This window comes from Herbaspirillum huttiense (assembly GCF_004367745.1).
Lineage (GTDB): Bacteria > Pseudomonadota > Gammaproteobacteria > Burkholderiales > Burkholderiaceae_D > Herbaspirillum > Herbaspirillum huttiense.
In genome coordinates this window covers 1320271-1343686 of the sequence record NZ_CP037993.1, presented here as the reverse complement: position 1 = coordinate 1343686, position 23416 = coordinate 1320271, and the positions used below count along the sequence as shown (strand labels likewise).

Below are 23416 nucleotides of genomic sequence, written 5' to 3'. Positions count from 1 at the left end.
TTGCCGCAGATCAAGGGGGAACCAGGCAAAATCGGGCTTTTTTGTCACCTGCGCAAACTGGAAAAGCCGCGTATCCCGCGTGAAATGGCAGGGCACATGAAAAAAGCTTCATTTCGCCCTAAAGCCGCCCTTAATATGGGCGGCGCTCCGGTCCCCTGCTTCGCGCGCCAACCCGATCCGACACCGCATGCCAGCTTCCCCCGCTCCCGAACCTGCCACCCCCTCCGCCTTGCCCGCTGCCCCGCGCCAACCGGCGTGGGCGATCTTTCTGGTCTTCCTGCGGCTGGGGCTGACCTCCTTTGGCGGGCCGGCCGCCCATCTCGGCTATTTCCGCCATGAATTCGTGGCCCGGCGGCGCTGGCTGTCCGAACAGACCTATGCCGACCTGGTGGCCATGTGCCAGTTCCTGCCCGGCCCCTCCAGCAGCCAGGTCAGGCTGGCCATCGGCCTGATCCGCGGCGGCTATCGCGGTGCGCTGGCGGCCTGGCTGGGCTTTACGCTGCCCTCGGCGCTACTGCTGATGGTGGTGGCCTTGTCGGTGCTGGAGGATGCGCACTGGCTCTCCGGGGAGGTGGTGCATGGCTTGAAGATCGTGGCCGTGGCCATCGTGGCGCAGGCGGTGTGGGGGATGGCGCAGACGCTGTGCCGCGGTCCGGTACGCCTGGCCATCATGGCGCTGGCTGCGCTGGCGGCGTGGCAGCTGCAGGGCAGCCTGGTACAGCTGGGCGCGATCGTGGCCGCCGGTCTGGCCGGACGGCTGCTGCTGCACGGCCCGCAGCTTGCGCTGCAGGAACACCTGCCACTGGTGGTCAGCCGCCGCACGGGGCGCGCCTGCCTGCTGTTGTTCTTCGTCCTGCTGGCGGGCATTCCGCTGCTGGCCGCGCTCCATCCGGCGGCCTGGCTGCAGCAGATCAACATCTTCTATCGCGTCGGTTCCCTGGTCTTCGGGGGCGGCCATGTGGTGCTGCCGCTGTTGCAGGCGGAGCTGGTGCCCACGGGGTGGGTCAACAAGGACGTTTTCCTGGCCGGTTATGGCGCGGCCCAGGCGATCCCCGGCCCGCTCTTCACGCTGGCGGCCTATCTGGGCGTGGTGATGTCTTCCTGGCCCAATGGGGTGGCCGGTGGCGTGCTATGCGTGCTGGCCATCTTTGCGCCGTCCTTCCTGCTGGTGACCGGGCTGCTGCCGTTCTGGGATGCGGTGCGCCGTCAGGCCGCGATGCAGGCGGTGCTGGCGGGCGTCAATGCCGCGGTGGTGGGATTGCTGCTGGCGGCGCTCTGCCAGCCGGTGTGGACCAGCGCCATCTTCGGCGGGCGTGACCTGCTCATTGCGCTGGCGGCCTTTGCCGCTCTGGTGTGGCTGAAACTGCCCTCCTGGGCGGTCGTGCTGCTGGCGGTGCTGGCCGCCACCCTGCCGGCGCTGGCCGGGATCTGACTGGCGAGCAGTTGCAGCGGACTCAGTAAACCACCACCACCGAACGCTCCTGCTGGTTCACCAGCAGGAAGGCTCGCCCATCCGGGCTGCCCACCGGCGCGGCACCACAGGTATTGGTCACGGCCGCCATGCCATTGATGACATTGACCACCACGTTGCAGCGCGTAGTCACCAGCACCGAGATGGAGAGCTTGGCCGTGGTGGCCGCCTGCAAATGCGGCCAGGCCCAGCAGCCAAGCGTGAGCAGAAGCAGCGCGGCATGCCAGCGCAGCAGGTCAGGACGGGCCAGTCGGGCGCGTGCCATCGAGGGGGGATGTGCCATGGTGCGGGCTCCTTGTCGGGTTGGGCCACTGCATTGTTTCGTTATGCCGTCATCTTAAATAAATTAATCGATTAAATCAATAAAATTAATTTGACAGAATAAAATAACAATATTGTTTATTTCAAAATTACAGCGGAAGCCGCGCAGTACCAGCAGCAGCGTGACAGAGGCCAATTATTATCGCAATGACAAGCTCATCATTGTGCCGCATTTTGACCACAGACGGGCTTCCCCAGTGGAACAAATAAAACAATTTCGGCAATTTATGATCCGATTCGTTATAATTGATTCCATCCAAACCCGCCCTGCCTCTTCGCACTTGCGGGCGGAATCGAACCGGAGTCGGGAAACATGGAGACAAGCTCGTGATGCCAGGCAGCACCCACAACAATGCGCAGCACGCCCCGGCGCGCCCGCGCGACGGGCGTTTGCCGCTGGCGCTGGCCGAGGCCGGCTTTGCCGTGCTGACGGTGGCCGCGCTGTGGCATGCCGACCTGCCGCCCTGGCTGATCGTGGGACTGCTGGCGCTGTGGCTGGTACGGGCCCTGATCCTGCTGCGCCTGCTGCGCGACCATCAGCGTGCCGCGCGCAACCTGGTCCTGGCCAAGGAAGCGGCCGACCAGGCCATGCTCACGCGCGGGGCCTTCCTCTCCACCATGAGCCACGAAATCCGCACACCCATGAATGCGGTACTGGGCATGGCCGGACTGTTGCGCACCACGCGCCTGGATACGCAGCAAGCCGAATTCGCCAAGGCCATCGAGGATTCGGCCAATGCCCTGCTGGGCATCGTCAATGACGTGCTGGATTTCTCCAAGATCGACGTCGGCAAGATGGACATCGCCGTGGTCGAGTTCGACCTGCTGGAAGTGGTGGAAGCCAGCGCCGAAGCGCTGTCCTTCAAGGCGCACGAAAAGCGCGTGCGCTTGCTGGCGCACGTCGATCCGCGCCTGCCGGTGCGGCTGCTGGGCGACCCCGGACGCATCCGCCAGGTCCTCCTGAACCTGCTGGGCAACGCGCTCAAGTTCACCCATGTGGGCGAAGTGCTGCTGCGGGTGCAGGCCTTGCACGTGTCGGGCGATCACTGCCGGGTGCGTTTCGAGGTGCGCGACAGCGGCATCGGCATGGATGACGATACGCTGCGCCGCCTGTTCTCGCCCTTCTCGCAGGCCGACAACTCGGTCACCCGCCAATACGGCGGCACCGGCCTGGGCCTGTCGATCTGCAAGCGCCTGGTGGAACTGATGGGCGGCAAGATCGGCGTGGAGAGCACGCCCGGTAACGGTTCCTGCTTCTGGTTCGAACTGGGCATTCCCGTGGCGCAACCCGCGCAGTTCGCCACCCGTCCGCATGCAGCCAAAAAACGACAGGTGGCCCTGCTCGAAACGCACGATGCCAGTGCCGCCATGCTGCACGAATACCTGCGCGGGGCCGGGCTGGAAACGGTGCGCTACAGCAGTGCCAGCGACGCCCTGGCGGCGCTGACCGGCCCGGCGGCCACGGCCACCGGCATCGATACCCTCATCGTCAGCAGCGAGATCCGGGATGTGCCGCCGGCCGCAGTGCTGGCACGCCTGCACGCGGAAAGGCCGACAGTTACGTGCGTGCTGCTTGACCATGGCGTAGACGGCCTTAATATAGACGGAAAATCAACGTCGCCAGCCCTGCAGTTGCCGCTGCGCAAGCAACAGCTGCTGCGTGCGGTCGATCCGCAGGCGGGAGGCAAGGACGCGGCCGACGGGGAATTGACGGCAGCGCGCCCGGCCCGGGCGTCCCATCCGGGGCAACAGGGGCAGCAGGAACAGCGCGAACTCCTGCTGGTGGAAGACAACGTGATGAACCAGAAGGTGGCGGTGTACCAGCTCAATGCCATGGGCTACGCGGTCGATATCGCCTCCAACGGTGCGGAGGCGCTGGAGAAGCTGGCACGGCGCGCTTACGCGCTGATCCTGATGGATTGCCAGATGCCGGTGCTGGATGGCTACGAAACCACGCGCCGCATCCGGCGTCTGCAGGGCGAGCTGGCCCACACCCCCATTGTCGCGATGACCGCCAATGCCATGGCCGGGGATCGGGAACAGTGCCTGGAGGCCGGTATGGACGATTACCTGACCAAGCCTTTGCTGCGCTCGCAACTGGCGGCGATGCTGGAGCATTACCTGCCGGCGGCGCAGGAAGCGGCCGCCGACACCGGTGCTGCGCCGCTCATGCTCGACGAGAGCCGCCTGCAGGAACTGTTCGGCGAGGACACCGTGCTGGCTGGCCAGATGCTGGACATGTTCGTCGAACACACTACGCCGGTCATGGACGATCTGGCGCGGCATTGCCAGGCCAGCGATCCGCTGCTGGGCGAGATCCAGGCGCTGGGCCACCGGCTGGCGGGCAGCTGCCTGAACCTGGGCATCCAGGCGCTGGGACAGGCGGGACGCAACATGGAATTGGCGGCACGCCAGGGCGAACTGGCACACGTGCGCAAGCTCGCCGAGGAGTGCGCAAGCGCCTTCGCCGCCTTGCGACAACACCTAAAAGAGAGGGCCGGGGGAACACATGAAGATTCTGATCGTTGACGACGACAAGACCAATCTGTCGCTATTCACGCACATGCTGGCGCAACTGCCCGACACCAGCATCAGCACCTGCCCCGATGCGTATGAAGCGCTGGACTGGTGCGGCAGCCACGATCCGGACCTGATCCTGCTGGACTACATGATGCCGGGCATGGATGGCCTCGATTTCCTCTCGCGTTTTCGCGCCATGCCGGGCCAGGAAATGACGCCGGTCATCATGATCACCGCCGACATGGGCCTGCAGGTGCGGCACAAGGCGCTGCAGATGTCGGCCAATGATTTCCTGTCGAAGCCGGTGAACCGGGTGGAACTGCTGGCGCGGGTGAAGAACATGCTGGCCATGCGCAAATCGCAGCTGGCCATGAGCCGGAAGATCGAAGACTTGTCTGAAGAGGTGGAGCAGAAGGCGCAGCAGAGCACCAGTCTGGCGCTCAATTCGGTGGATCTGCTCTCGCGCGCGGCCGGCTATCGCGATCCGGAAACGGGCGAACACCTGGTGCGCATGTCCAATTACACCCGCATCATCGCCGCCCATCTCGGCTTGCCCAAGGAGGAGCAGGACCTGCTGCTGGCGGCCTCCCCCATGCACGACATCGGCAAGATGGGCATCCCCGACCATATCCTGCTCAAACCCGGACGGCTGGACGAGGAAGAACTGAAGGTCATGCGCCTGCACGCGCAGATCGGTGCCGACATCTTGCGCGGCAGTCCGTCCTCCCTGCTGCAGACCGCCTCCCGGATCGCGGAGACCCATCATGAAAAATGGGATGGCAGCGGCTACCCCAATGCGCTCAAGGGCGATGACATTCCGCTGTATGGCCGCATCGTGGCCGTCGCCGACGTGTTCGACGCGCTGACCTCCTCCCGTCCTTACAAAAAAGGCTGGAGCCTGGAAGACGCGGCGCGTTATCTGCGCGACAATGCGGGCAGCCACTTCGATCCGCGCTGCGTGGAAGCCTTCTTTGCCGGCTGGGAGGAAGTGGTCGATATCTACAACCGCAACCAGGACGGCACATGATGCTCACCTTCATTGAACCCACGCTGTTCGAGAAGCTCAGGAGCGCCCAAGCCCTGCCCTCGCCCGGCGGGGTGCGCCTGACCATCATGCGCCTGTGTGCGCAGGATGATCCCGACATGCATGAACTGATCCACCTGGTGCAGGCCGATCCGGCCCTGTCCGGGCGCATCATCCGCATCGTCAACGTACTCAATGCCGACCGCGTGCGCCCGATCGCCTCGGTCAGCATGGACAGCATGCTGCTGGTCGGCCTGCAGGCCGTGCGCCAGCTGGCCCTGGCGCTGTCGCTGGCGGAAACCACGGCCCCGGCCTCCTGCGCCAACTTCAAGCTGCCGGCCTTCTGGGCCCACAGCTTCGCCATGGCCTGCAGTGCCCAGGCCATCAGCGGCCACACCCGCGTGGCACCGCTGGGAGAAATGTTCACCACCGGCCTGCTGGCCAACATCGGCAAGCTGACCCTGGCCTCGGCGCATCCGGCCGGCTATTCCTCGCTGCTGACGCGCCCGCTGGAACCGTCGGGGCAACTGGCGATGGAACAATCGCTGTTTGGCTTCAACCACCTCAACATCGCAGCGGCGCTGATGCAGGACTGGAAGATCCCGGAACTGTTCTGCGATGCCGTGCTGCGCTACGAAGCCCCGGCCCTGCCGGAGGAGCTGCCGGCTCCGCGTCCGCTGGAAATCATCTGGACCCTGTATCTCTCGGCCGCCATGGCCGAACTGGGCTGCGGCACACCGCAGGTAGCCGAGGCCGCCCTGCCCAAGATCGCGCGGGCGCTGCCGCAACTGCAACTGGCACCGAATGATTTCCCGGCGCTGTATCAGGCCGCAGGGGAGGACTGGCAGGATTGGACCCAGACCATGCACCTGACCGCCAAGACCCTGTGGCAGGGTCTCCCGGGGCAGGTCCACGACAAACTGCTGCGCCTGCAAGAGGCCGTCGGCGGAGACGATGCAGGCACTTGAACAACTGCTGCTCAGCGAAGCACCCGACGCCTATGTCCTCATGGACATGCAAGGCGGCGTGGTCTACTGGAACCGCTGCGCCGAACAGATCTTCGGCTACAGCGGCCAGGAAGTGCTGGGCCAGCATCTGTCGGACTTCATCGTGCCGCCCGAGCGGCGCGCAGAGGAAGAGCGGGTGTTCGCCGATACGCTGACGCTGGGCCGGGCCGAATGCCAGTCCATCCGCCGCCGCAAGGATGGCTCGCTCTTGCACCTGTCAGTCTCCAACAAGCTGTTGCGCGATGAGCAAGGGCAACCGCAATACGTGCTGTCCTGCAAGCGGGACATCAGCGAGGCCACGGTGCAGCGTGACATCAGCCTGATCGCGGCCAGTGTCCACGGGCTTTATGATTCGCTGCCCGACGGCATCATCGTGGTCAACGCGCTGGACCGCGTGGTGCTGGCCAATCGCCGCGCCGGCGAGCTGTTCGGCTGGGAGGTTGGCGAACTGACCGGCCGTGCCATCGATGTCCTGATCCCGCAGCGCTTCCTGGCCATGCATGCGCGAAATCTGGCGGAGTACCTGTCCGGCCGCGCCGGTCCGGCCAGCAATACCACGCCCGACCTGTGCGGGCTCAAGCGCAATGGCAGCGAATTCCCGGTCGACGTCAGCCTGAGTCCGCTGGTCATCGAGGGCGAGACCTTCCTCATGATCGCCGTGCGCGACATCAGCGACCGCAAGCGCATCGAAGAAGATCTGGCCGAAAAGAACCACGCCTTGCAGGAGGCCGTGGAGTCGCGCGACCGCTTCCTGGCCAATACCTCGCACGAGCTGCGCACGCCCCTGAACGCCATCCTGGGCTTTACCGAAATCCTGCTCACGCGCATGGGCGGACCGCTCACGGCCGAGCAGGAACAACAGCTGCAGACCGTGCACGAAAGTGCCCAGCATCTGCTGGGACTGATCACCAGCCTGCTGGATGTCTCGCACATGGAGGCCGAGGCGGAAGACCTGATCCCCGAGGCCCTGCTCTGCTCGGAGCTGATCGAGGAGTCCGTGGCCGTACTGCGCCCGGCCGCAATGAAGAAAGGCTTGCAACTGGAGCTGGCACCCTATGCGGGCGAAGTGCGCATCCATGCCAACCGGCGCGCCCTGGCGCAGATCCTGATGCACCTGGTCGGCAACGCGATCAAGTTCACCGATCGCGGCCAGGTGCTGGTAAAGCTGCGCCAGCAACGCCACGACCAGACCCTGACCAGCTGGATCGAGGTCAGCGACAGCGGCTGCGGCATCAGCGAACAGGACCAGCAGAAGCTGTTTCGCGCCTTCACCCAGCTCGACGCCACCGCCTCGCGCAAGCACGAGGGCATGGGCCAGGGCCTGTACCTGAGCCAGAAGCTGGCCAACCTGATGGGCGGCTCGATCACGGTGCAAAGCCGGGTCGGGACCGGCAGCCGTTTCACGCTCTGCCTCGAAGAGAACACTTGAGCCAGCGCATGCCGTGACATCTCGGCGTGCGCCAATCCACCACAACAGCGTAGAATCGCGGCACAACAAGAACAGTTTCCGAAGGCCGCGTCCCACTGGGAGCGCGGCTGCGGGAGGGTTTCCAAACATGCCGACTTCACGTCTCCTGATCATTGACGATCATGCGCTCTTTCGTTGCGGCCTGCGGCTGGTGCTGCAGGCCGCCTTGCCGCACGCCAACATCGGCGAGGCCGCCTCGCTGGAGGACGCCATGCGCCTTGAGGACGGCCAGCCGCCCGGCATGGTGCTGCTGGACATCCAGCTGGGCGGACTCAATGGCATCGACGGCATGTCCGTGCTGGCGCGCAAGTGGCCGCAGGTACCGGTCATCATTCTTTCCGCCGACGATACCGACGAAACCGTGCGTGAAGCCACCCGGCGCGGCGCGGCTGCCTTCGTCTCCAAGGCAGCTACCGCTGACCACATCCTGCGGGTCTTGCTGGAGGTGGCTGGCGGACGGCATGTCCTGCCTGTGCCCGATGTCGCCGCCGATGCCACCGGCAAACCCCAGTTCACGCCGCGCCAGTACGAGGTACTGGGCCTGCTCAGCCAGGGCCTGACCAACAAGGCCATCGGCCGCCGGCTCAATCTTTCCGAAAACACCATCCGCGGCCATGTCCAGGCCATCCTGCTGGCCCTGGACGTGGACAACCGCGCCGAAGCCGCCTTTGCCGCCCGCCGGCGCGGCCTGGTGAGCTAGCGCATGAAGAGCGACGGCGCGCTGGCAAGCGCACCCGTGCACGCCACGGACGACGACACGCTGCACCGCGTCCGCGTGGAGCAGGTGCGGCTGTTGTGCGGCAATCTGGGCAGCTCGGTGCTACCGGGCATTCTGGTGGCGCTGCTGGTGGCCTATGCACTGCGCGAGAGCGCCGGTCTGTGGCCACTGCTGGCTTGGGCTGCCGGGGTGATCGCCTCCAAGCTGTTCGACTACGCCGATGCGCGGCGCATGCTGCGCATGGAAATCACGCCCGCCAACATCGACCAGATCAAGCGCCGCCTGGTCGTGTTGCATGGCATCGATGGTGCCGCCTGGGGCCTGTTGGCACCGCTGGCGCTGGATACCGCCAGCCCGGGTGGCAGCATCCTGCTCATCGGGGTGCTGGCGGGGGTGGCCGGCAATTCCATGTCGATCCTGTCGCCGGTGCTGCCGGCCTTCGTCTCCTTCTGCCTGGTGGAACTGGGCATGCTGGCGGCCAGCGCCTGGCATACGCATGAAGACGCACTTGAGGTACTGGCCGTGGCCGCCCTGCTCTACGTCGCCTCGCTCATGGTCCAGGCGCGCAACAGTGCAGGTGCGGCGCGCGCGGCCATCATGCTGCGCTTCGAGAACAATGCGCTCATCGAGCGCCTGCAGCGCGAATCCGAAAAAACCCAGCAGGCCCTGCAGCAGGCCGAACAGGCCAATGCCGCCAAGTCGCGTTTCCTGGCCGGTGCCAGCCACGACCTGCGGCAACCCATCCATGCGCAAGGGCTGTTCCTGGAAGTGCTGTCCAATACCCCGCTCGATCCCATGCAGCGCGAGGTGGTCGGCCGCCTGCGCAATGCCGCCGACAATTGCGCCGACATGCTGCACACCCTGCTGGATTACTCACGCATCGAAGCGGGCGTGGTGACACCGCAGCTAGCCCCTTTCCGCCCGCAGGCGCTGATCCATCGCATCAGCCGCGAGATGGCCGCGCAGGCCGAGGCCAGGGGCTTGGTGTTCCGCACACGCGAAAGCCAGGCGGTGGCCAGCGCCGATGCGGGGCTGACCGAACTGATCCTGCGCAATCTGGTGTCCAATGCAATCCGCTATACCGAACGTGGAGGCGTGCTGGTGGCCTGCCGTCAGCGGGGGCCACAGGTGTGGCTGGAGGTATGGGATACCGGCATCGGCATCGCGCCGGAGCAGCAGCAGGAAATCTTTCGCGAATTCCACCAGTTGGGCAATCCGGAACGCGATCACAACAAGGGGATGGGCCTGGGTCTGGCGATTGCCGAGGGATTGGCGAAGATGCAGGGCTTGCAGCTGACGGTCCAGTCACGGCCGGGAAGAGGGAGTGTCTTCCGGCTGCAACTGCCGGCGGCGCTCATGCCGCTGCCGGCGCAGGCGGGCAAGCCGGCACCGGCGCTCACGGCACAGCGCGACCTGCACGGCCTGCGCATCCTGCTGATCGATGACGACCAGCGTGTGCGCGACAGCATGGCGCAGCTGCTGGGCCAATGGGGCTGCCATTGCATCGACGTCGAAGGCCTGGAAGAGGCCGAAGCGCTGGCCCACTCACAGGACTTCGACGTGGTCATCAGCGACTACCGCCTGCGTGCGCATCGCAATGGCACCGAAGCCATCGCGGCGGTACGCGCTGCCAGCCAGGCTCACGTCGGTGCGCTGCTCATCACCGGGGATACGGCACCGGCCCGGCTGCGCGAAGCCAGCGAAAGCGGCATTCCCATGCTGCACAAGCCGGTGGCCCCGGCGCAATTGTGGGAGGCACTGCTGCGGCTGGCGGCGAAGGCTGGCGGCGTGCATCCGCAATGATGGGTTGATGCGCAATGGCGGGCACCAACACATCAGCGCATTGACGCATCAATGGATCAGTCCACGCCGCGTGCGCGGTCTTCCTTGAATTTCCTGACGAAGTCCTGGAAGGTGCCGGCGTCGATGGCGTCGCGCATCTCCTGCATCAGTTGAAGGTAGTAGTGCAGGTTGTGCACGGTGTTCATGCGGGCCCCCAGGATTTCACCGGCGCGATGCAGGTGGTGCAGGTAGGCGCGCGAGAAGTTCTTGCAGGCGTAGCAGTCGCAGCTCTCGTCGAAGGGACGGTCGTCGTTCTTGTACTTGGCGTTCTTGATCTTGACGTCGCCATAGCGCGTGAAGATCCAGCCATTGCGCGCATTGCGGGTCGGCATGACGCAGTCGAACATGTCCACGCCGTTGGAGACGCCTTCCACCAGGTCTTCCGGCGTACCGACGCCCATCAGGTAGTGCGGCTTGTCGGCCGGCAGGCGCGGGCCGACGTGTTCCAGCACGCGCATCATGTCTTCCTTGGGCTCGCCCACCGAGAGGCCGCCGATGGCGAAACCATCGAAGCCCAGTTCTTCCAGGCCAGCCAGCGATTCATCGCGCAGGCCTTCGAACATGCCGCCCTGGACGATGCCGAAGAGCGCGTTCGGATTTTCGCCGCGATCGAATTCATCCTTGGAACGCTTGGCCCAGCGCAGCGACATGCGCATGGATTTGCCGGCCTCTTCGCGAGTGGCGGGACGGCCATCGATCTCGTAGGGCGTGCATTCATCGAACTGCATGACGATGTCCGAATTGAGCACGCGCTGGATCTGCATCGAGATCTCCGGCGAGAGGAACAGGCGGTCACCGTTGATGGGTGAAGCAAAGTGCACGCCCTCTTCCGTGATCTTGCGCATCTCGCCCAGCGAAAACACCTGGAAGCCGCCGGAGTCGGTCAGGATGGGCTTGTCCCAGCCGATGAACTTGTGCAGGCCGCCGAACTTGCTGACCACTTCCAGTCCCGGGCGCAGCCACAGGTGAAAGGTATTGCCGAGGATGATCTGGGCGTTGATTTCCTTCAGTTCCAGCGGCGACATGGCCTTGACCGAACCATAGGTGCCCACCGGCATGAAAATGGGCGTCTCGACGGTGCCGTGGTTCAGTTTGACGCGGCCGCGGCGGGCCTTTCCGTCGGTTTTCAGCAGGGTAAATTCCAGCATGGTGCTCTCTGTTTTCTTTCCGGGTTTCTCAGGTACGGGTCAGCAGCATGGCATCGCCATAGCTGAAGAAACGGTATTGCTGCGCAATGGCGTGCGCATAGGCTGCGCGGATGTGTTCATAGCCGGCGAAGGCTGACACCAGCATCAGCAGGGTCGACTTGGGCAGGTGGAAGTTGGTCACCAGCTGGTCGACGGTCTTGAAGGTGTAGCCGGGCGTGATGAAGAGCTGGGTGTCATCGCTGCCGGCCTGGAGCTGGCCGCTCTGCGAGCCGGACTCCAGGGCGCGCATGCTGGTGGTCCCCACCGCGATGACACGGCCCCCTGCGGCCTTGGTGGCACGCACGGCCTCTACCGTCTCGGGCGAGATGGTGTACCACTCGCTGTGCATCTTGTGCTGCGACAGGTCTTCGACCCGCACCGGCTGGAAGGTGCCGGCACCCACGTGCAGGGTCACGAAGGCCTGCTTGACGCCACGGGCGGCCAGTTGCTGCAGCAGGGCTTCATCGAAGTGCAGGCCTGCGGTCGGTGCAGCGACGGCACCGGGTTGCTTGGCGTAGACGGTCTGGTAGCGCGTCTCGTCATAGGCATCGGCCTCGTGGTCGATGTAGGGCGGCAGTGGCAGGCTGCCGTATTGCTCCAGCAACTCGAAGGCATCGGCGGGGAAATGCAGGGTGAAGAATTCGCCGAAACGTTCACCTACGGTGACATCGAAGGCATCGGCCAGGCGAATGCGGGTACCTGGTGGCGGCGACTTGGAGGCGCGTACCTGGGCGTGGACGGTGCGCGGATCGAGGATGCGCTCGACCAGGGCCTCGATCTTGCCGCCGGTTTCCTTCACACCGAACAGGCGCGCCTTGATGACGCGGGTATCGTTGAAGACCAGCAGGTCGCCGGGCTGCAGCAGCTCGACGATGTCGGAGAAGCGGCGGTCGGTCAGTTGCGCACCCTGCACCTGCAGCAGGCGCGAAGCGCTGCGCTCGGCCAGCGGGGTCTGGGCGATGAGCTCGGGGGGGAGCTCGAAATCGAAGTCGGATAATGAGTACATGCGAGAGTACAGGCTTGCAAAATAATGATGGAGGCGATGCGCGCGGCGGCGGCAGACGGGCTGGCACCGGGCGTTCCCGGGGCAAGAACTGTTGCCGGCGGGATTGATACTGTAAATATTCACAGTAAAATAGCGTAACCCGCTATTTTACGCTGTCTGCGCGTTTTTCCCATATGCGCTTGCGGCTAACCACTATGGCCCTCCGTCCAACCAACGCCGACCGCATGCCCGCTACCGCGAAGAAAAACAGCCCGCCGGCCTCGAAGAAAAAGGCCGCACCCACTTCCAAGGCCGCCGCCAAGCCCGAAAACAAGCTGGCCAAGCTGGGCCTGCACAATGACATGGACCTGGTGCTGCACCTGCCGCTGCGCTATGAGGATGAAACCACCCTCATGAGCATCGCCGAGGCCTCCATGCGGGGCCTGCAGACGGTGCAGGTCGAAGGCGTGGTCACTGCCTGCGACGTGCAGTTCCGCCCGCGCCGGCAGTTGATCGTGACAGTCGGCGACGACAGCGGGCAGTTGACCCTGCGCTTCATCAATTTCTACGGCAGCCAGACCAAGCAGCTGGCCGAAGGCACCCGGGTGCGGGTGCGCGGCGAATTGCGGCATGGTTTCTTCGGCGCCGAGATGGTCCATCCCTCTTACAAGGTGGTCAACGAAGGCGCGCCGCTGCCCGATGTCCTCACGCCCGTCTATCCGGCTGGCGAAGGCCTCTCCCAGGCCTATCTGCGCAAGGCCATCGCCAATGCCATGAGCCGCCTGGACTGGAGCGATACGCTGCCGCCTTCGATGCTGGAGACCCTGAACCTGGCCGGCTTCGAACCGTCCGTGCGGCTGCTGCACAATCCGCCGCCGGACGTAGATGAGCATGCCCTGATCGAACGTTCCCACCCCGCCTGGATCCGCATGAAGTTCGATGAATTGCTGGCCCAGCAGCTCTCGCTCAAGCGCGCCCAGGCCGCGCGCCGCGCCAAGACCTCGCGCGCCTTGCCGGTCACCGGGCGCATCACCGAGGAACTGACCAAGGTCCTGCCCTTCCAGCTGACCGGCGCCCAGCAGCGCGTGCTGGAGGAGATCCGCGCCGACCTGCGCCAGTCCTTCCCCATGCAGCGCCTGCTGCAGGGCGATGTGGGCAGCGGCAAGACGGTGGTGGCCGCGCTGGCCGCCGCCCAGGCCATCGACAGCGGTTGCCAGGCGGTGCTGATGGCACCGACTGAAATCCTGGCCGAACAGCATTTCCGCAAGATCGCGGCCTGGATGGAACCGCTCAATGTCGGCGTGGCCTGGCTCTCCGGCAGCCAGAAGAAAAAGGAAAAGACCGAGGCCCTGGCCCACATCGAATCCGGTGCGGCGCGCCTGGTCATCGGCACGCATGCGCTGATCCAGGACACGGTGCAATTCGAGAACCTGGGCCTGGTGATCGTGGATGAGCAACACCGCTTCGGCGTGGGCCAGCGTCTGGCCCTGCGCAACAAGAGCTTCAATCCGGCCGACCGCGAAGCGGCTGCCGTGCCGCACCAGCTGATGATGTCGGCCACCCCCATCCCGCGTACGCTGGCGATGACCTATTACGCCGATCTCGAGGTCTCGGTGATCGATGAATTGCCGCCGGGCCGCTCACCTATCGTCACCCGCGTGATCGACCAGAACCGCCGCGATGAAGTCATTGAACGGGTGCATGCGGCAGCGCTGGAGGGCAAGCAGATCTACTGGGTCTGCCCGCTGATCGAGGAATCCGAAGCCTTGCAACTGCAGACCGCGACCGACACCCATGCAGCCCTCTCGGCCGCGCTGCCGGACCTGCAGATCGGCCTGGTGCACGGCCGCATGAAGCCGGTGGAAAAACAGATCGTCATGGAAGGCTTCAGCCGGGGGGCGATCCATCTGCTGGTGGCGACCACCGTCATCGAAGTCGGTGTGGACGTGCCCAATGCCTCGCTGATGGTGATCGAACATGCCGAGCGTTTTGGCCTGTCGCAGCTGCACCAGTTGCGCGGACGCGTGGGGCGGGGCTCGGCAGCCAGCGTGTGCCTGCTGCTGTATCAAGGTCCCCTCGGCGGCACCGCCAAGCAGCGCCTGGCGACCATGCGCGAGACGACCGACGGCTTCGAGATCGCACGGCGCGACCTCGATATTCGCGGGCCGGGTGAGTTCCTGGGCGCAAGACAATCCGGTGAGGCCATGCTGCGTTTTGCCGATCTGGCCACCGACCAGTGGCTGGTGGAAAAAGCGCGCGATACGGCGCAGGCACTGCTGCAGCATGCGCCCGATATCGTGGATCGCCATCTGGCCCGCTGGCTTGGCGGACGGGAAGATTTCCTGAAGGTATGAAACACCCGCGAGGCCGCCGCAGAGGCCGCCTCGCGGGGCTTCGGGCTTGGTCTTTTGCAAAGCTTTCCAGCATCTCTCACGCGGCAGGCCAGTGCAAGGGCTGCAAACGCAAATCAGCAAAATGCCAACCAGATTTCCGCAAAAATCGAGAATTTCTTCGCTTTATGTCGATTGACGGAGAGCAGTACTGAGTCCAATCTACGGCCCACGGTGAACGGGTTCATGAAGGATCGCGCGGCGCACGCTGGTTCACCGGCTTCCCGTTGCGCCGGATGACCATCGCTAACTACAGAAGGCTGAACATTTTGGTTTCCAACCACGATCAACAATTGGCCCGCAGACTGCTCTGCCCCATCTGCCAACGCGCACTGACGGCTTGCATCTGCCACTGGACCTCTCCCATCGATCATGCCGTCGATGTGCTGATCCTTCAGCATCCGCTGGAAGTGAGCAATGCCAAGAACAGCGTGCGGCTGCTGCACCTGAGCCTGCCCTACAGCAAGCTGGTGGTCGGCTCGGTGTTTGATGCCGAGGAACTGCACGCAATGATGCACGCTCCGTCCCGCCTGCGCGGCGTCTCTTCGACCGAACCGGTGCATCCGGTGCTGTTGTACACGGACGATGTCTGCACGCCCGAGACCCGCTACTTCGATGCGCGCACCATGATGGTGGACAAACAAGAGACGCTCAAGCGCGTGCGCCTGGTGATCATCGACGGTACCTGGCGCAAGAGCCGCAAGATGCTGTTCGAAAACCCGATCCTGCAAACCCTGCCGCGCATGATGCTGATCGATACCCCGACCTCGCGCTACACCATCCGCAAGTCGCACAAGCCCGAACAGCTGGCCACGCTGGAAGCAACCGGCTACGCGCTCATGCAGCTGGAACGCAACAGCGAGAAATATCATCCGCTGCTGACGGCCTTCGACAACTTCGTCCTGCAACAGGGCTACATGCGCATGCACGGCCAGGCGACGCGGCGCAGCGAATAGGCGATCGGCCTGGCGCAGGGGAACCAAAGGCGCTGACCGCTGACCAAACTCATCCGGCCGCTCCGTGCGGCCGTTCTTGTTCAGGTGGCGTGGCAATGCGCTTATAATTGTGCGATTGAGACGTTGTGATCCTGAACATCTCTGACATACGTTGACGCCGGCCGGCGTCATCCCATCCCTGCGAACAAATCAACACATGAGTTCCGAATTCCTGCAACTGGCTGAAAAAGTCACTCAGCTCGCCAAGCTGGCACAAGGCCTGCGCGAAGAAAATGCCGAGCTGCGCCGGAAAGTCAAACTGCTCTCCGAAGACAACACCACCCTCGCCTCCCGCGTGGACCAGGCTTACCAGCGCGTCTCCGCCGTGCTGGCGCAACTGCCCGTGGCCGAAGTGGAAGAAGAAGCGGCTGCCGCCGGTGAGGAGGCCGCATGACCACCATCCAGATCAATGCCATGATCATGGGCCAGTCCTATACGCTGGCCTGCCAGGAAGGCGAACAGGCCGCGCTGCATCATGCCGTGGCCTATCTCGACCAGAAGATGCGCGCCATCCGCGACGCCGGCCGCATCAAGGGCACCGACCGCATCGCCGTGATGGCCGGACTGGGCATCGCTGCCGAGTTGCTGAGCATGCAACGTGCTGAAGGTCCCTTCGCCGGCCTGACCATTGCGCAATGGCAGCAGCAGATTGCCGCCATCACCGAGGTGGTGGACCAGGCGCTGGCACCGCAGGAAAAACTGTTTTGAGTGCGCTGTCAGCGCCATGCTGACACGCGGAAATTCTTTACGCGTGCTTGAGAAAATGGCTGCCTTGCGCAGCCATTTTGCTTTCCCGGAGCAAGCACTTCCCCTGAAGAAAATCCGGTTACAAAATCGTCGACTTATTTTTGAGGAAGGTCTTGGAGGACGAAGATGAATCGGTTAGACTTCGTACTCCTGCCGTGTTCGCGATTGCCATATATTCCTTGAACCATTTACGAGCATAGGCTGTGGGATCGTTTGATGGGCGTGAGCGTCGCTAGTCCGATGAACCCGAAATTGAACTACCGCAGCCAACTTGAACCGTCAGGTTCAGGATGCCGGCACAGCGGCACAGGCGGGACTTGGATTGAAGAAAAACGGCTGCATTCGCAGCCGTTTTTTTATGCCTGTTTGTAATGCCTCTTTGTTACGCCTGTTTGCTGGCGTGACGGAGGACCAAGCAGCGCCGCCCCCTCTTCGCCTCACTCAGCTCTCGCGTTTCTTCGCGCCCTTGCGCTCCAGTCCCACTTCATCGATCACATCCTGGAATTCGGTCACATCCTCGAAGCTCTTGTAGACCGAGGCAAAGCGGATATAGGCGATCTTGTCCAGACGCTTCAGTTCGCGCATCACCAGCTCCCCGACCTGCCCCGACATCACCTCGCGCTCGCCGCTTTGCAGCAGCTTGTCCTGGATGCTCTGGATGGCCATATCGACCGCCTCGGCCGATACCGGGCGCTTGCGCAGTGCCAGCATCAGGCTGCCGCGCAGCTTGGCCGGATCAAAGTCGGTACGGCTGCCATTCTTCTTGACGATCACCGGCATGGTCAGCTCGATGCGCTCGTAAGTCGTGAAGCGCTTGTCGCAATTGCCGCAGCGGCGGCGGCGGCGAATGGAATGGCCGTCCTCGGACAGGCGCGTATCCAGCACCGGGGTATCTTCGTGATTGCAGAATGGGCACTTCATGGTGGCAGTGAGGCAGTAGTTGGATTGAGCTGGACAATGAGGGCCGGGGCCCGGTACTTCGATGACGCGCCGGCCACGCCATGGCAAGCACCACAGTGTTGCATCCCCAGGCCGGCCCGGCCATCGTATGCGAGGGCAAACCGGCCGGTCCAAATAAGCGACGGCGCCCGCAGTAACGGGCGCCGTCCGGAACATCTTCTACGACAGGTGCAGTTTCCGCTTTTTGGCAGAAAACTTCACGCCGGCCCCCAACGGGCCGGCATTTCCGTCGTCAATCAGCCGTAGACCGGGAAGGCCTCGGTCAGCTTCTTCACTTCGGCCTTGACGCGCTCGATGGTGGCGGCATCGTGCGGGTTGTCCAGCACGTCGGCGATCAGGTTGCCGACCTTTTCAGCTTCGGCTTCCTTGAAACCACGAGTGGTCATGGCCGGGCTGCCCAGGCGGATGCCGGAGGTCACGAATGGCTTTTCCGGATCGTTGGGGATGCCGTTCTTGTTGCAGGTCATGTGGGCCGAACCCAGGATGGCTTCGGCTTCCTTGCCGGTCAGGCCCTTGGGACGCAGGTCCACCAGCATCACGTGCGACTCGGTGCCGCCCGAGACGATGCGCAGGCCGCGCTTGATCAGGGTCTTGGCCAGCACGTCGGCGTTCTTCACCACTTGCTGCTGATACGCCTTGAATTCCGGCGAAGCTGCTTCCTTGAAGGCCACGGCCTTGGCCGCGATGACGTGCATCAGCGGGCCGCCCTGGATACCGGGGAAGATGGCCGAGTTGATGGCCTTCTCATGCTCGGCCTTCATCAGGATCACGCCACCGCGCGGACCGCGCAGCGACTTGTGGGTGGTCGAGGTGACGAAGTCGGCGAAGGGCACCGGGTTCGGGTACACGCCTGCTGCGATCAGGCCGGCGTAGTGGGCCATGTCCACCATGAAGTAGGCGCCGACTTCCTTGGCGATCTTGGCGAAGCGCTCGAAATCGATGCGCAGCGAGTAAGCCGAAGCGCCAGCGATGATCAGCTTGGGCTTCTTCTCGCGGGCCAGGCGTTCCATGGCATCGTAGTCGATTTCTTCCTTTTCGTTCAGGCCGTAGGAGACCACGTTGAACCACTTGCCCGACATGTTCAGTGCCATGCCGTGGGTCAGGTGGCCGCCTTCTGCCAGCGACATGCCCATGATGGTGTCGCCCGGCTTCAACATGGCGAAGAACACGCCCTGGTTGGCCTGGGAACCGGAGTTGGGTTGCACGTTGGCGGCTTCGGCGCCGAACAGGGCCTTCAGGCGGTCGATGGCCAGCTGCTCGGCCACGTCCACGAATTCACAGCCACCGTAGTAGCGCTTGCCCGGATAGCCTTCGGCGTACTTGTTGGTCAGCTGCGAACCTTGCGCTTCCATCACGGCCGGCGAGGTGTAGTTTTCAGACGCGATCAGCTCGATGTGATCCTGCTGACGGGTGTTTTCCTTCTGGATGGCAGACCACAGGTCGGGATCGACTTTCGCGAGAGTCTGGTTCTTGTCAAACATGGCTTTTCTCCAAATTGATGAGCTGGGGCCGAAGATCGCGTCACCGGCAGCATGCGGACATGCCGGGGGCTCGACTTCCGAAATCGAATGAGGGCCGGAAAAATGGAATGGGATTGCGGGCAGCCTCAGTCGTACTGTCCATTCGGCTGCCCAGGCGCACGGCTGTTGAAATCTCACGCTTCCCGATGGATCCCCATCTTGGCCGGTTTTACCCGGCGTTTCGCCAGTCACGTGAGACGAAATGGTGAGCGCATTGTAGTGAAACGGGGCGATTTGGGCAAGAACCATGGTGGCCGCGCAACAGCCACGCTCCCGAGCCGATATGAAAGAAAAAGCCGGAAAAAACCCGAGAAAAGCGAGCCCATCCTCGTAAAAAGCGGCTTTGGGCTACAATTTCGCTTCTTTCGTTTTTACTTCCGGATCGCCGGTGTGAAGCTTTATCCAGTTTCCCTGCCCGGCACCGGTCTCATCGCCACACAACAGGAGAATCAAGAGATGGTCGTGTTGATTACAGGAGCAACCGCAGGCTTCGGTGCCGCCATGGCGCGCAAATTTGCCGGCAACGGTCACAAGGTGATCGCGGCCGGTCGCCGCAAGGAGCGCCTGGATGACCTGGTCAAGGAACTGGGTGCCGACAAGGTGCTGCCCCTGGTGCTGGACGTGACCAGCAAGGAATCGATCAAGGCCGGCCTGGAGAGCCTGTCGGGCGAGTGGAAGCAGGTCGACGTGCTGGTCAACAACGCCGGCCTGGCGCTGGGCCTGGGCCCGGCCCACGAGGTGGCGCTGTCGGACTGGGAAACCATGATCGACACCAACGTCAAGGGCCTGGTCACCATCACCCACGCCCTGCTGCCGGAGATGGTCAAGCGCGGCAGCGGCACCATCATCAACCTGGGCTCGGTGGCCGGTGCCTATCCCTATCCGGGCGGCAACGTCTACGGTGCCACCAAGGCCTTCGTCGACCAGTTCACCCTGAACCTGCGTGCCGACCTGGTCGGTACCGGCGTGCGCGCCACCAACCTGGCGCCCGGCCTGTGCGGCGGCACCGAGTTCTCCAACGTGCGCTTCAAGGGCGACGATGGCGCGGCGGCGAAGGTGTATGAAGGAACGACCCCGCTGACGGCTGAAGACATCGCGGAAGCCGCCTTCTGGGTCGCCACCATGCCCGCCCATGTGAACATCAATTACATGGAACTGATGCCGACCTGCCAGGGCTTCAGCCCCTTCAACATCAAGCGCAAACAGTAAGGGATGGAGTAGAATGGCGTTTTTGCCGAAGGTGCCCTGGCACCGCAAGAACGCCATCCTCGCCCGACCTTGGCGGATGGACAAGTTCTGCAGGCAGCGAGCGGCCGTCAATTCGTTCGCTTGCCTGACGGCATCATCGCGGACCGCGATGGGTTTCCTGTTCACTTTTCCTGATTTCCTGATTCTTACTCCCCTGCCACAGCAGATTTCCCAATAACAAGAAGCATATGAGTGCCGCCAGTAGTCCATTCGACTGGAAGATCCGGGTCTATTACGAAGATACTGACACCGGAGGCGTGGTCTTCTACGCCAACTACCTGAAGTTCTTTGAGCGCGCCCGCACCGAATGGCTGCGCTCCTTCGGTTTCCAGCAGCAGCACCTGGCCGAGACCACCGGTGCCATCTTCGTGGTCAAGAACACCAGCGTCGACTATCTCTCGCCCGCCCGCCTGGACGATGAACTCCGCCTGACCGTCGTGGTCGAAAAATTTCGAAATGCCTCCATGCAATTCATCCAGGAGGCCTGGCGCCTGCCGTCGGGGGACGGCTCAGGTAGCGCAGGCCTCGAAGGCAGTGCACCGCGTCTGCTGGCACGAGGCAGCATCACCGTAGTCTGTGTGGACCAGGCCACTTTCCGGCCGCGTCCGATTCCTGACGAATTGCTGAATCGCATCAAGAAGGCCACATGATGTCAACGGAAAAGCTCATCCGGGCCTTTATGGTGCTGGGACTGTCGCCTTGTGGCGACACATTCCCGTCGTTTGGGACAATCTGCGCCGTGGAAAACTTCTCTGCACATTTGCCGTCTTTTGTTTCGTACCGTTTCATATAGCGTCACCGCCTCACTGAACGTTCACACAAAACAACAGATTTTTAACCTAGCCTCCTCACCCCAACGCCGCCTTCAAGCCGCCACACTTTCCCATGAACGTCACACAAGACCTGTCCTTCATTTCACTGATCGCCAACGCGTCCGTCCTGGTGCAACTCGTGATGTTGCTGCTGCTGTCGGCCTCGATCATCAGCTGGACCTACATCTTCCGCAAGATGTTCACCATCCGCTCGGCCCGTGTGCAGACCGAGGAATTCGAGCGCGTCTTCTGGTCCGGCGGCAACCTGTCGGCGCTGTACCAGGATGCCCTGTCCAACCGCCGCAAGGCCGGTGCCGGTGGCGCGCTGGAGCGCATCTTCCAGGCCGGCATGGGTGAATTCACCAAGGCCAAGGCGTCGGTGGCCGCGCGTGGCGGTGCGGTCGAACCCGCCCTGCTGCTCGACGGTGCCCGCCGCGCCATGCGCGCCGCCTACCAGCGCGAGATGGATGCGCTGGAATCGCACCTGGCCTTCCTGGCCTCGGTCGGTTCGGTGTCCCCGTATGTGGGCCTGTTCGGCACCGTGTGGGGCATCATGAACGCCTTCCGTGGCCTGGCCAACGTGCAGCAGGCCACCCTGGCTGCGGTGGCGCCCGGCATTGCCGAAGCCCTGATCGCCACGGCCATCGGCCTGTTCGCGGCGATTCCGGCGGTGGTGGCCTACAACCGCTATTCGCACGACATCGACCGTCTGGCGATCCGCTTCGAGAGCTTCATCGAAGAGTTCTCCAACATCTTGCAACGTCAGGCACGCTAATGGCTGGCTCATCGATGCGCGGGGGCCGTCCCCGCAAGTTCAAGTCCGAGATCAACGTCGTGCCCTACATCGACGTGATGCTGGTGCTGCTCATCATCTTCATGGTGGCCACGCCCATCACCAATCCCAGCGTGATCAACCTGCCCACGGCGGGCAAGTCCACGCAGCCGCCGTCGGATTACATCGAGATCGCCCTCAAGCCCAACGCCCAGGCCACCATTCGCATCAACGGCCCCAAGAGCGGCGGCAAGAAGGCCGAGACCGTCACCGGCAAGACCGACCTGTCGGAACGCCTGCGCAAGCTGCATGAGGACAATCCGGACCTGGCGGTGATGATTTCGGCCGACAAGGAAATCAAGTACGACGACGTGGTGCAAGTCATCTCGGAAGCCAAGAAACAGGGAATCGCGCGGGTCGGCCTGGCCACCAAGTAAGCGCACAGCCGAGTGATATGAGCGATAACGCACACTACACCATCCCCAAGCCACCCGGCCGCTGGCGCGCCATCACGCTGGCGCTGGTGATGCACGTGGCCTTGTTCCTGTTCTTCTGGATCGGCATCCGCTGGCAGAGCGAAACACCGCTGACGGTGGAAGCCGAGATCTGGGATCCGCAGTACAAGGAAGCCGCGCCCCTGCCCACGCCGCCCCAGCCGCAGCCCGAACCTGATCCGGTGGTCGAGCCGCACAAGCCGCAGCCCGTGATCGAGCCCAAGACCGTCGCCCCCAAGGTGATCGACGAGCCCAAGCTCGACAAGCCCGATATCGCCCTGCAAAAAGAGAAGGAAAAGAAGCGCAAGGAAGAGCAGGAGAAACAGGAAAAGGCCGACAAGCTCAAGGCAGAGAAGGAAAAGGCCGAGCGCGAGAAGAAGGAACAGGCCGAGAAGGACAAGGCTGACCGCGAGAAGAAGGAAAAGCTGGAAGCCGAGAAGCAGAAGAAGCTGAAGGAAGACAAGCAGAAGGAAGAAGAAGCCAAGAAGAAGGCCGATGCCGAGAAGCAGGCTGCCGACAAGAAGAAGCAGCAGCAAGCCGCGGCCGATGCCAAGGCGGCCGAACAGCGTCGCCAGGAAGACTTGAAACGCATGATGGGCCAGGCCACCAGTGCCACCGGTGGCACCGGCACGGCCGAGAAGTCGCAAGGTCCGAAGGGCAGCCCCAGCTACGCCAACAAGTTGCGCGCCAAGATCCGCAGCAACACGGTCTTCGACAATAGCGGCGTCAGCGGAAACCCTGCCGGGGAGTACACTGTCGAATTGTTCCCGGACGGGACGGTACGCAGCGTGCGTGTGAACAAGCCTTCAGGTGTCCCTGGCTTCGACGATGCCGTGCGGACTGCCGTCATGAAGTCCCAGCCCTTCCCGGCCGATACGGATGGCAAGGTGCCGTCCAGCTTCACATTCACCCATTATCCGAAAGATCAGTAAACG

The 23416-nt window shown here is 63.4% G+C and carries 21 protein-coding genes, 1 other RNA gene and 1 riboswitch; of the genes, 17 read left to right on the top strand and 5 right to left on the bottom strand.

All coding sequences use genetic code 11. The annotated features are described in order from the left end of the window. Window positions 1-187 precede the first annotated feature (187 nt). Complete coding sequence (gene chrA, locus E2K99_RS06045) at window positions 188-1432, top strand: chromate efflux transporter (protein WP_134221650.1); 1245 nt, start codon at window positions 188-190, stop codon at window positions 1430-1432. A 22-nt stretch (window positions 1433-1454) separates the two neighbouring features. On the opposite strand, the gene E2K99_RS06040 is transcribed toward chrA, so the two are convergent. Then, the gene (locus tag E2K99_RS06040; RefSeq protein WP_134221649.1) at window positions 1455-1754 is read right to left on the bottom strand and encodes a hypothetical protein; all 300 of its coding nucleotides are present in this window, start codon (window positions 1752-1754) and stop codon (window positions 1455-1457) included. A gap of 368 nt (window positions 1755-2122) precedes the next feature. Here E2K99_RS06040 and E2K99_RS06035 point away from each other — a divergent pair, with 368 nt between their 5' ends. From E2K99_RS06035 to E2K99_RS06010, 6 genes are all read left to right on the top strand, one after another. Further along, window positions 2123-4321, top strand: coding sequence for an ATP-binding protein (locus E2K99_RS06035; RefSeq protein ID WP_134224046.1), 2199 nt, complete (start codon window positions 2123-2125; stop codon window positions 4319-4321). Continuing rightward, window positions 4302-5339 (top strand): HD domain-containing phosphohydrolase, encoded by a 1038-nt coding sequence (locus tag E2K99_RS06030; protein ID WP_134221648.1) that lies wholly within the window; start codon window positions 4302-4304, stop codon window positions 5337-5339. The genes E2K99_RS06035 and E2K99_RS06030 overlap by 20 nt, the downstream gene beginning before the upstream one ends. Then, window positions 5336-6304, top strand: a complete 969-nt coding sequence (locus E2K99_RS06025) for an HDOD domain-containing protein (RefSeq protein WP_134221647.1) — start codon at window positions 5336-5338, stop codon at window positions 6302-6304. Before E2K99_RS06030 ends, E2K99_RS06025 begins: the two co-directional genes overlap by 4 nt. Continuing rightward, complete coding sequence (locus tag E2K99_RS06020; RefSeq protein ID WP_134221646.1) at window positions 6291-7772, top strand: PAS domain S-box protein; 1482 nt, start codon at window positions 6291-6293, stop codon at window positions 7770-7772. Before E2K99_RS06025 ends, E2K99_RS06020 begins: the two co-directional genes overlap by 14 nt. A 127-nt stretch (window positions 7773-7899) precedes the next feature. Continuing rightward, window positions 7900-8511, top strand: coding sequence for a response regulator transcription factor (locus E2K99_RS06015; protein ID WP_134221645.1), 612 nt, complete (start codon window positions 7900-7902; stop codon window positions 8509-8511). A 3-nt stretch (window positions 8512-8514) separates the two neighbouring features. Then, window positions 8515-10332 carry an ATP-binding response regulator gene (locus tag E2K99_RS06010; protein ID WP_134221644.1) on the top strand — a complete coding sequence of 606 codons (1818 nt, stop codon included), beginning with the start codon at window positions 8515-8517 and terminating at the stop codon, window positions 10330-10332. Window positions 10333-10388: 56 nt separating this feature from the next. Here E2K99_RS06010 and tgt read toward each other — a convergent pair whose 3' ends face one another. Further along, window positions 10389-11519 (bottom strand): tRNA guanosine(34) transglycosylase Tgt, encoded by a 1131-nt coding sequence (tgt, locus tag E2K99_RS06005; protein ID WP_121037880.1) that lies wholly within the window; start codon window positions 11517-11519, stop codon window positions 10389-10391. Window positions 11520-11547: 28 nt separating this feature from the next. Continuing rightward, window positions 11548-12564: a tRNA preQ1(34) S-adenosylmethionine ribosyltransferase-isomerase QueA gene (gene queA, locus E2K99_RS06000; RefSeq protein WP_121037877.1), complete on the bottom strand. Its 1017-nt coding sequence runs from the start codon at window positions 12562-12564 to the stop codon at window positions 11548-11550. A 224-nt stretch (window positions 12565-12788) separates the two neighbouring features. Between queA and recG the strand changes: the two genes are divergently transcribed. The 5 genes from recG (at window position 12789) to ssrS (ending at window position 16996) form a co-directional block, all read left to right on the top strand. Then, window positions 12789-14897 (top strand): ATP-dependent DNA helicase RecG, encoded by a 2109-nt coding sequence (gene recG, locus E2K99_RS05995; protein ID WP_134224045.1) that lies wholly within the window; start codon window positions 12789-12791, stop codon window positions 14895-14897. A gap of 305 nt (window positions 14898-15202) precedes the next feature. Further along, window positions 15203-15889 carry a tRNA-uridine aminocarboxypropyltransferase gene (locus E2K99_RS05990; protein WP_039789792.1) on the top strand — a complete coding sequence of 229 codons (687 nt, stop codon included), beginning with the start codon at window positions 15203-15205 and terminating at the stop codon, window positions 15887-15889. 196 nt (window positions 15890-16085) lie between these two features. Then, window positions 16086-16322: a hypothetical protein gene (locus tag E2K99_RS05985; RefSeq protein WP_034330350.1), complete on the top strand. Its 237-nt coding sequence runs from the start codon at window positions 16086-16088 to the stop codon at window positions 16320-16322. Further along, complete coding sequence (locus E2K99_RS05980) at window positions 16319-16636, top strand: cell division protein ZapA (protein WP_121037871.1); 318 nt, start codon at window positions 16319-16321, stop codon at window positions 16634-16636. The genes E2K99_RS05985 and E2K99_RS05980 overlap by 4 nt, the downstream gene beginning before the upstream one ends. Window positions 16637-16819: 183 nt before the next feature. Continuing rightward, a non-coding RNA gene (ssrS, locus tag E2K99_RS05975) (6S RNA) lies at window positions 16820-16996 on the top strand. A 120-nt stretch (window positions 16997-17116) separates the two neighbouring features. Here the strand turns inward: ssrS and nrdR are convergent. After that, entirely contained in the window at window positions 17117-17596 is a 480-nt protein-coding gene (gene nrdR, locus E2K99_RS05970; RefSeq protein ID WP_121037869.1) for a transcriptional regulator NrdR, read from the bottom strand. Window positions 17597-17871: 275 nt separating this feature from the next. Continuing rightward, on the bottom strand, window positions 17872-19116 hold the full coding sequence (glyA, locus tag E2K99_RS05965) for a serine hydroxymethyltransferase (protein WP_008326559.1): 1245 nt from the start codon (window positions 19114-19116) through the stop codon (window positions 17872-17874). Between the two features lie 141 nt (window positions 19117-19257). Then, window positions 19258-19357, bottom strand: a riboswitch (ZMP/ZTP riboswitch). 254 nt (window positions 19358-19611) lie between these two features. On the opposite strand from glyA, the gene E2K99_RS05960 reads away from it, so the two are divergent. From E2K99_RS05960 to tolA, 5 genes are all read left to right on the top strand, one after another. Beyond that, a complete protein-coding gene (locus tag E2K99_RS05960) occupies window positions 19612-20364 on the top strand; it encodes an SDR family oxidoreductase (RefSeq protein ID WP_039788983.1) in 753 nt (250 codons plus the stop codon). A 227-nt stretch (window positions 20365-20591) separates the two neighbouring features. Then, window positions 20592-21053, top strand: coding sequence for a tol-pal system-associated acyl-CoA thioesterase (ybgC, locus tag E2K99_RS05955; protein ID WP_134221643.1), 462 nt, complete (start codon window positions 20592-20594; stop codon window positions 21051-21053). A 235-nt stretch (window positions 21054-21288) separates the two neighbouring features. Then, the gene (gene tolQ / locus E2K99_RS05950; RefSeq protein ID WP_039788986.1) at window positions 21289-21990 is read left to right on the top strand and encodes a protein TolQ; all 702 of its coding nucleotides are present in this window, start codon (window positions 21289-21291) and stop codon (window positions 21988-21990) included. After that, complete coding sequence (locus E2K99_RS05945) at window positions 21990-22424, top strand: biopolymer transporter ExbD (protein ID WP_039788988.1); 435 nt, start codon at window positions 21990-21992, stop codon at window positions 22422-22424. Before tolQ ends, E2K99_RS05945 begins: the two co-directional genes overlap by 1 nt. 17 nt (window positions 22425-22441) lie before the next feature. After that, a complete protein-coding gene (gene tolA, locus E2K99_RS05940) occupies window positions 22442-23413 on the top strand; it encodes a cell envelope integrity protein TolA (protein WP_134221642.1) in 972 nt (323 codons plus the stop codon). Window positions 23414-23416 lie beyond the last annotated feature (3 nt).

Excerpts from the sequence above, each read along its gene's own strand:
- E2K99_RS05960 (WP_039788983.1), top strand. The coding sequence starts at position 19,612 with ATGGTCGTGTTGATTACAGGAGCAACCGCAGGCTTCGGTGCCGCCATG.
- E2K99_RS06020 (WP_134221646.1), top strand. The coding sequence starts at position 6,291 with ATGCAGGCACTTGAACAACTGCTGCTCAGCGAAGCACCCGACGCCTAT.
- E2K99_RS06025 (WP_134221647.1), top strand. The coding sequence starts at position 5,336 with ATGATGCTCACCTTCATTGAACCCACGCTGTTCGAGAAGCTCAGGAGC.
- E2K99_RS06015 (WP_134221645.1), top strand. The coding sequence starts at position 7,900 with ATGCCGACTTCACGTCTCCTGATCATTGACGATCATGCGCTCTTTCGT.
- E2K99_RS06035 (WP_134224046.1), top strand. The coding sequence starts at position 2,123 with ATGCCAGGCAGCACCCACAACAATGCGCAGCACGCCCCGGCGCGCCCG.
- queA (WP_121037877.1), bottom strand. The coding sequence starts at position 12,564 with ATGTACTCATTATCCGACTTCGATTTCGAGCTCCCCCCCGAGCTCATC.
- ybgC (WP_134221643.1), top strand. The coding sequence starts at position 20,592 with ATGAGTGCCGCCAGTAGTCCATTCGACTGGAAGATCCGGGTCTATTAC.
- E2K99_RS05980 (WP_121037871.1), top strand. The coding sequence starts at position 16,319 with ATGACCACCATCCAGATCAATGCCATGATCATGGGCCAGTCCTATACG.
- E2K99_RS06010 (WP_134221644.1), top strand. The coding sequence starts at position 8,515 with ATGAAGAGCGACGGCGCGCTGGCAAGCGCACCCGTGCACGCCACGGAC.
- tolQ (WP_039788986.1), top strand. The coding sequence starts at position 21,289 with ATGAACGTCACACAAGACCTGTCCTTCATTTCACTGATCGCCAACGCG.
- tolA (WP_134221642.1), top strand. The coding sequence starts at position 22,442 with ATGAGCGATAACGCACACTACACCATCCCCAAGCCACCCGGCCGCTGG.
- E2K99_RS06040 (WP_134221649.1), bottom strand. The coding sequence starts at position 1,754 with ATGGCACATCCCCCCTCGATGGCACGCGCCCGACTGGCCCGTCCTGAC.
- E2K99_RS06030 (WP_134221648.1), top strand. The coding sequence starts at position 4,302 with ATGAAGATTCTGATCGTTGACGACGACAAGACCAATCTGTCGCTATTC.
- chrA (WP_134221650.1), top strand. The coding sequence starts at position 188 with ATGCCAGCTTCCCCCGCTCCCGAACCTGCCACCCCCTCCGCCTTGCCC.
- nrdR (WP_121037869.1), bottom strand. The coding sequence starts at position 17,596 with ATGAAGTGCCCATTCTGCAATCACGAAGATACCCCGGTGCTGGATACG.
- recG (WP_134224045.1), top strand. The coding sequence starts at position 12,789 with ATGCCCGCTACCGCGAAGAAAAACAGCCCGCCGGCCTCGAAGAAAAAG.
- glyA (WP_008326559.1), bottom strand. The coding sequence starts at position 19,116 with ATGTTTGACAAGAACCAGACTCTCGCGAAAGTCGATCCCGACCTGTGG.
- E2K99_RS05945 (WP_039788988.1), top strand. The coding sequence starts at position 21,990 with ATGGCTGGCTCATCGATGCGCGGGGGCCGTCCCCGCAAGTTCAAGTCC.
- E2K99_RS05985 (WP_034330350.1), top strand. The coding sequence starts at position 16,086 with ATGAGTTCCGAATTCCTGCAACTGGCTGAAAAAGTCACTCAGCTCGCC.
- tgt (WP_121037880.1), bottom strand. The coding sequence starts at position 11,519 with ATGCTGGAATTTACCCTGCTGAAAACCGACGGAAAGGCCCGCCGCGGC.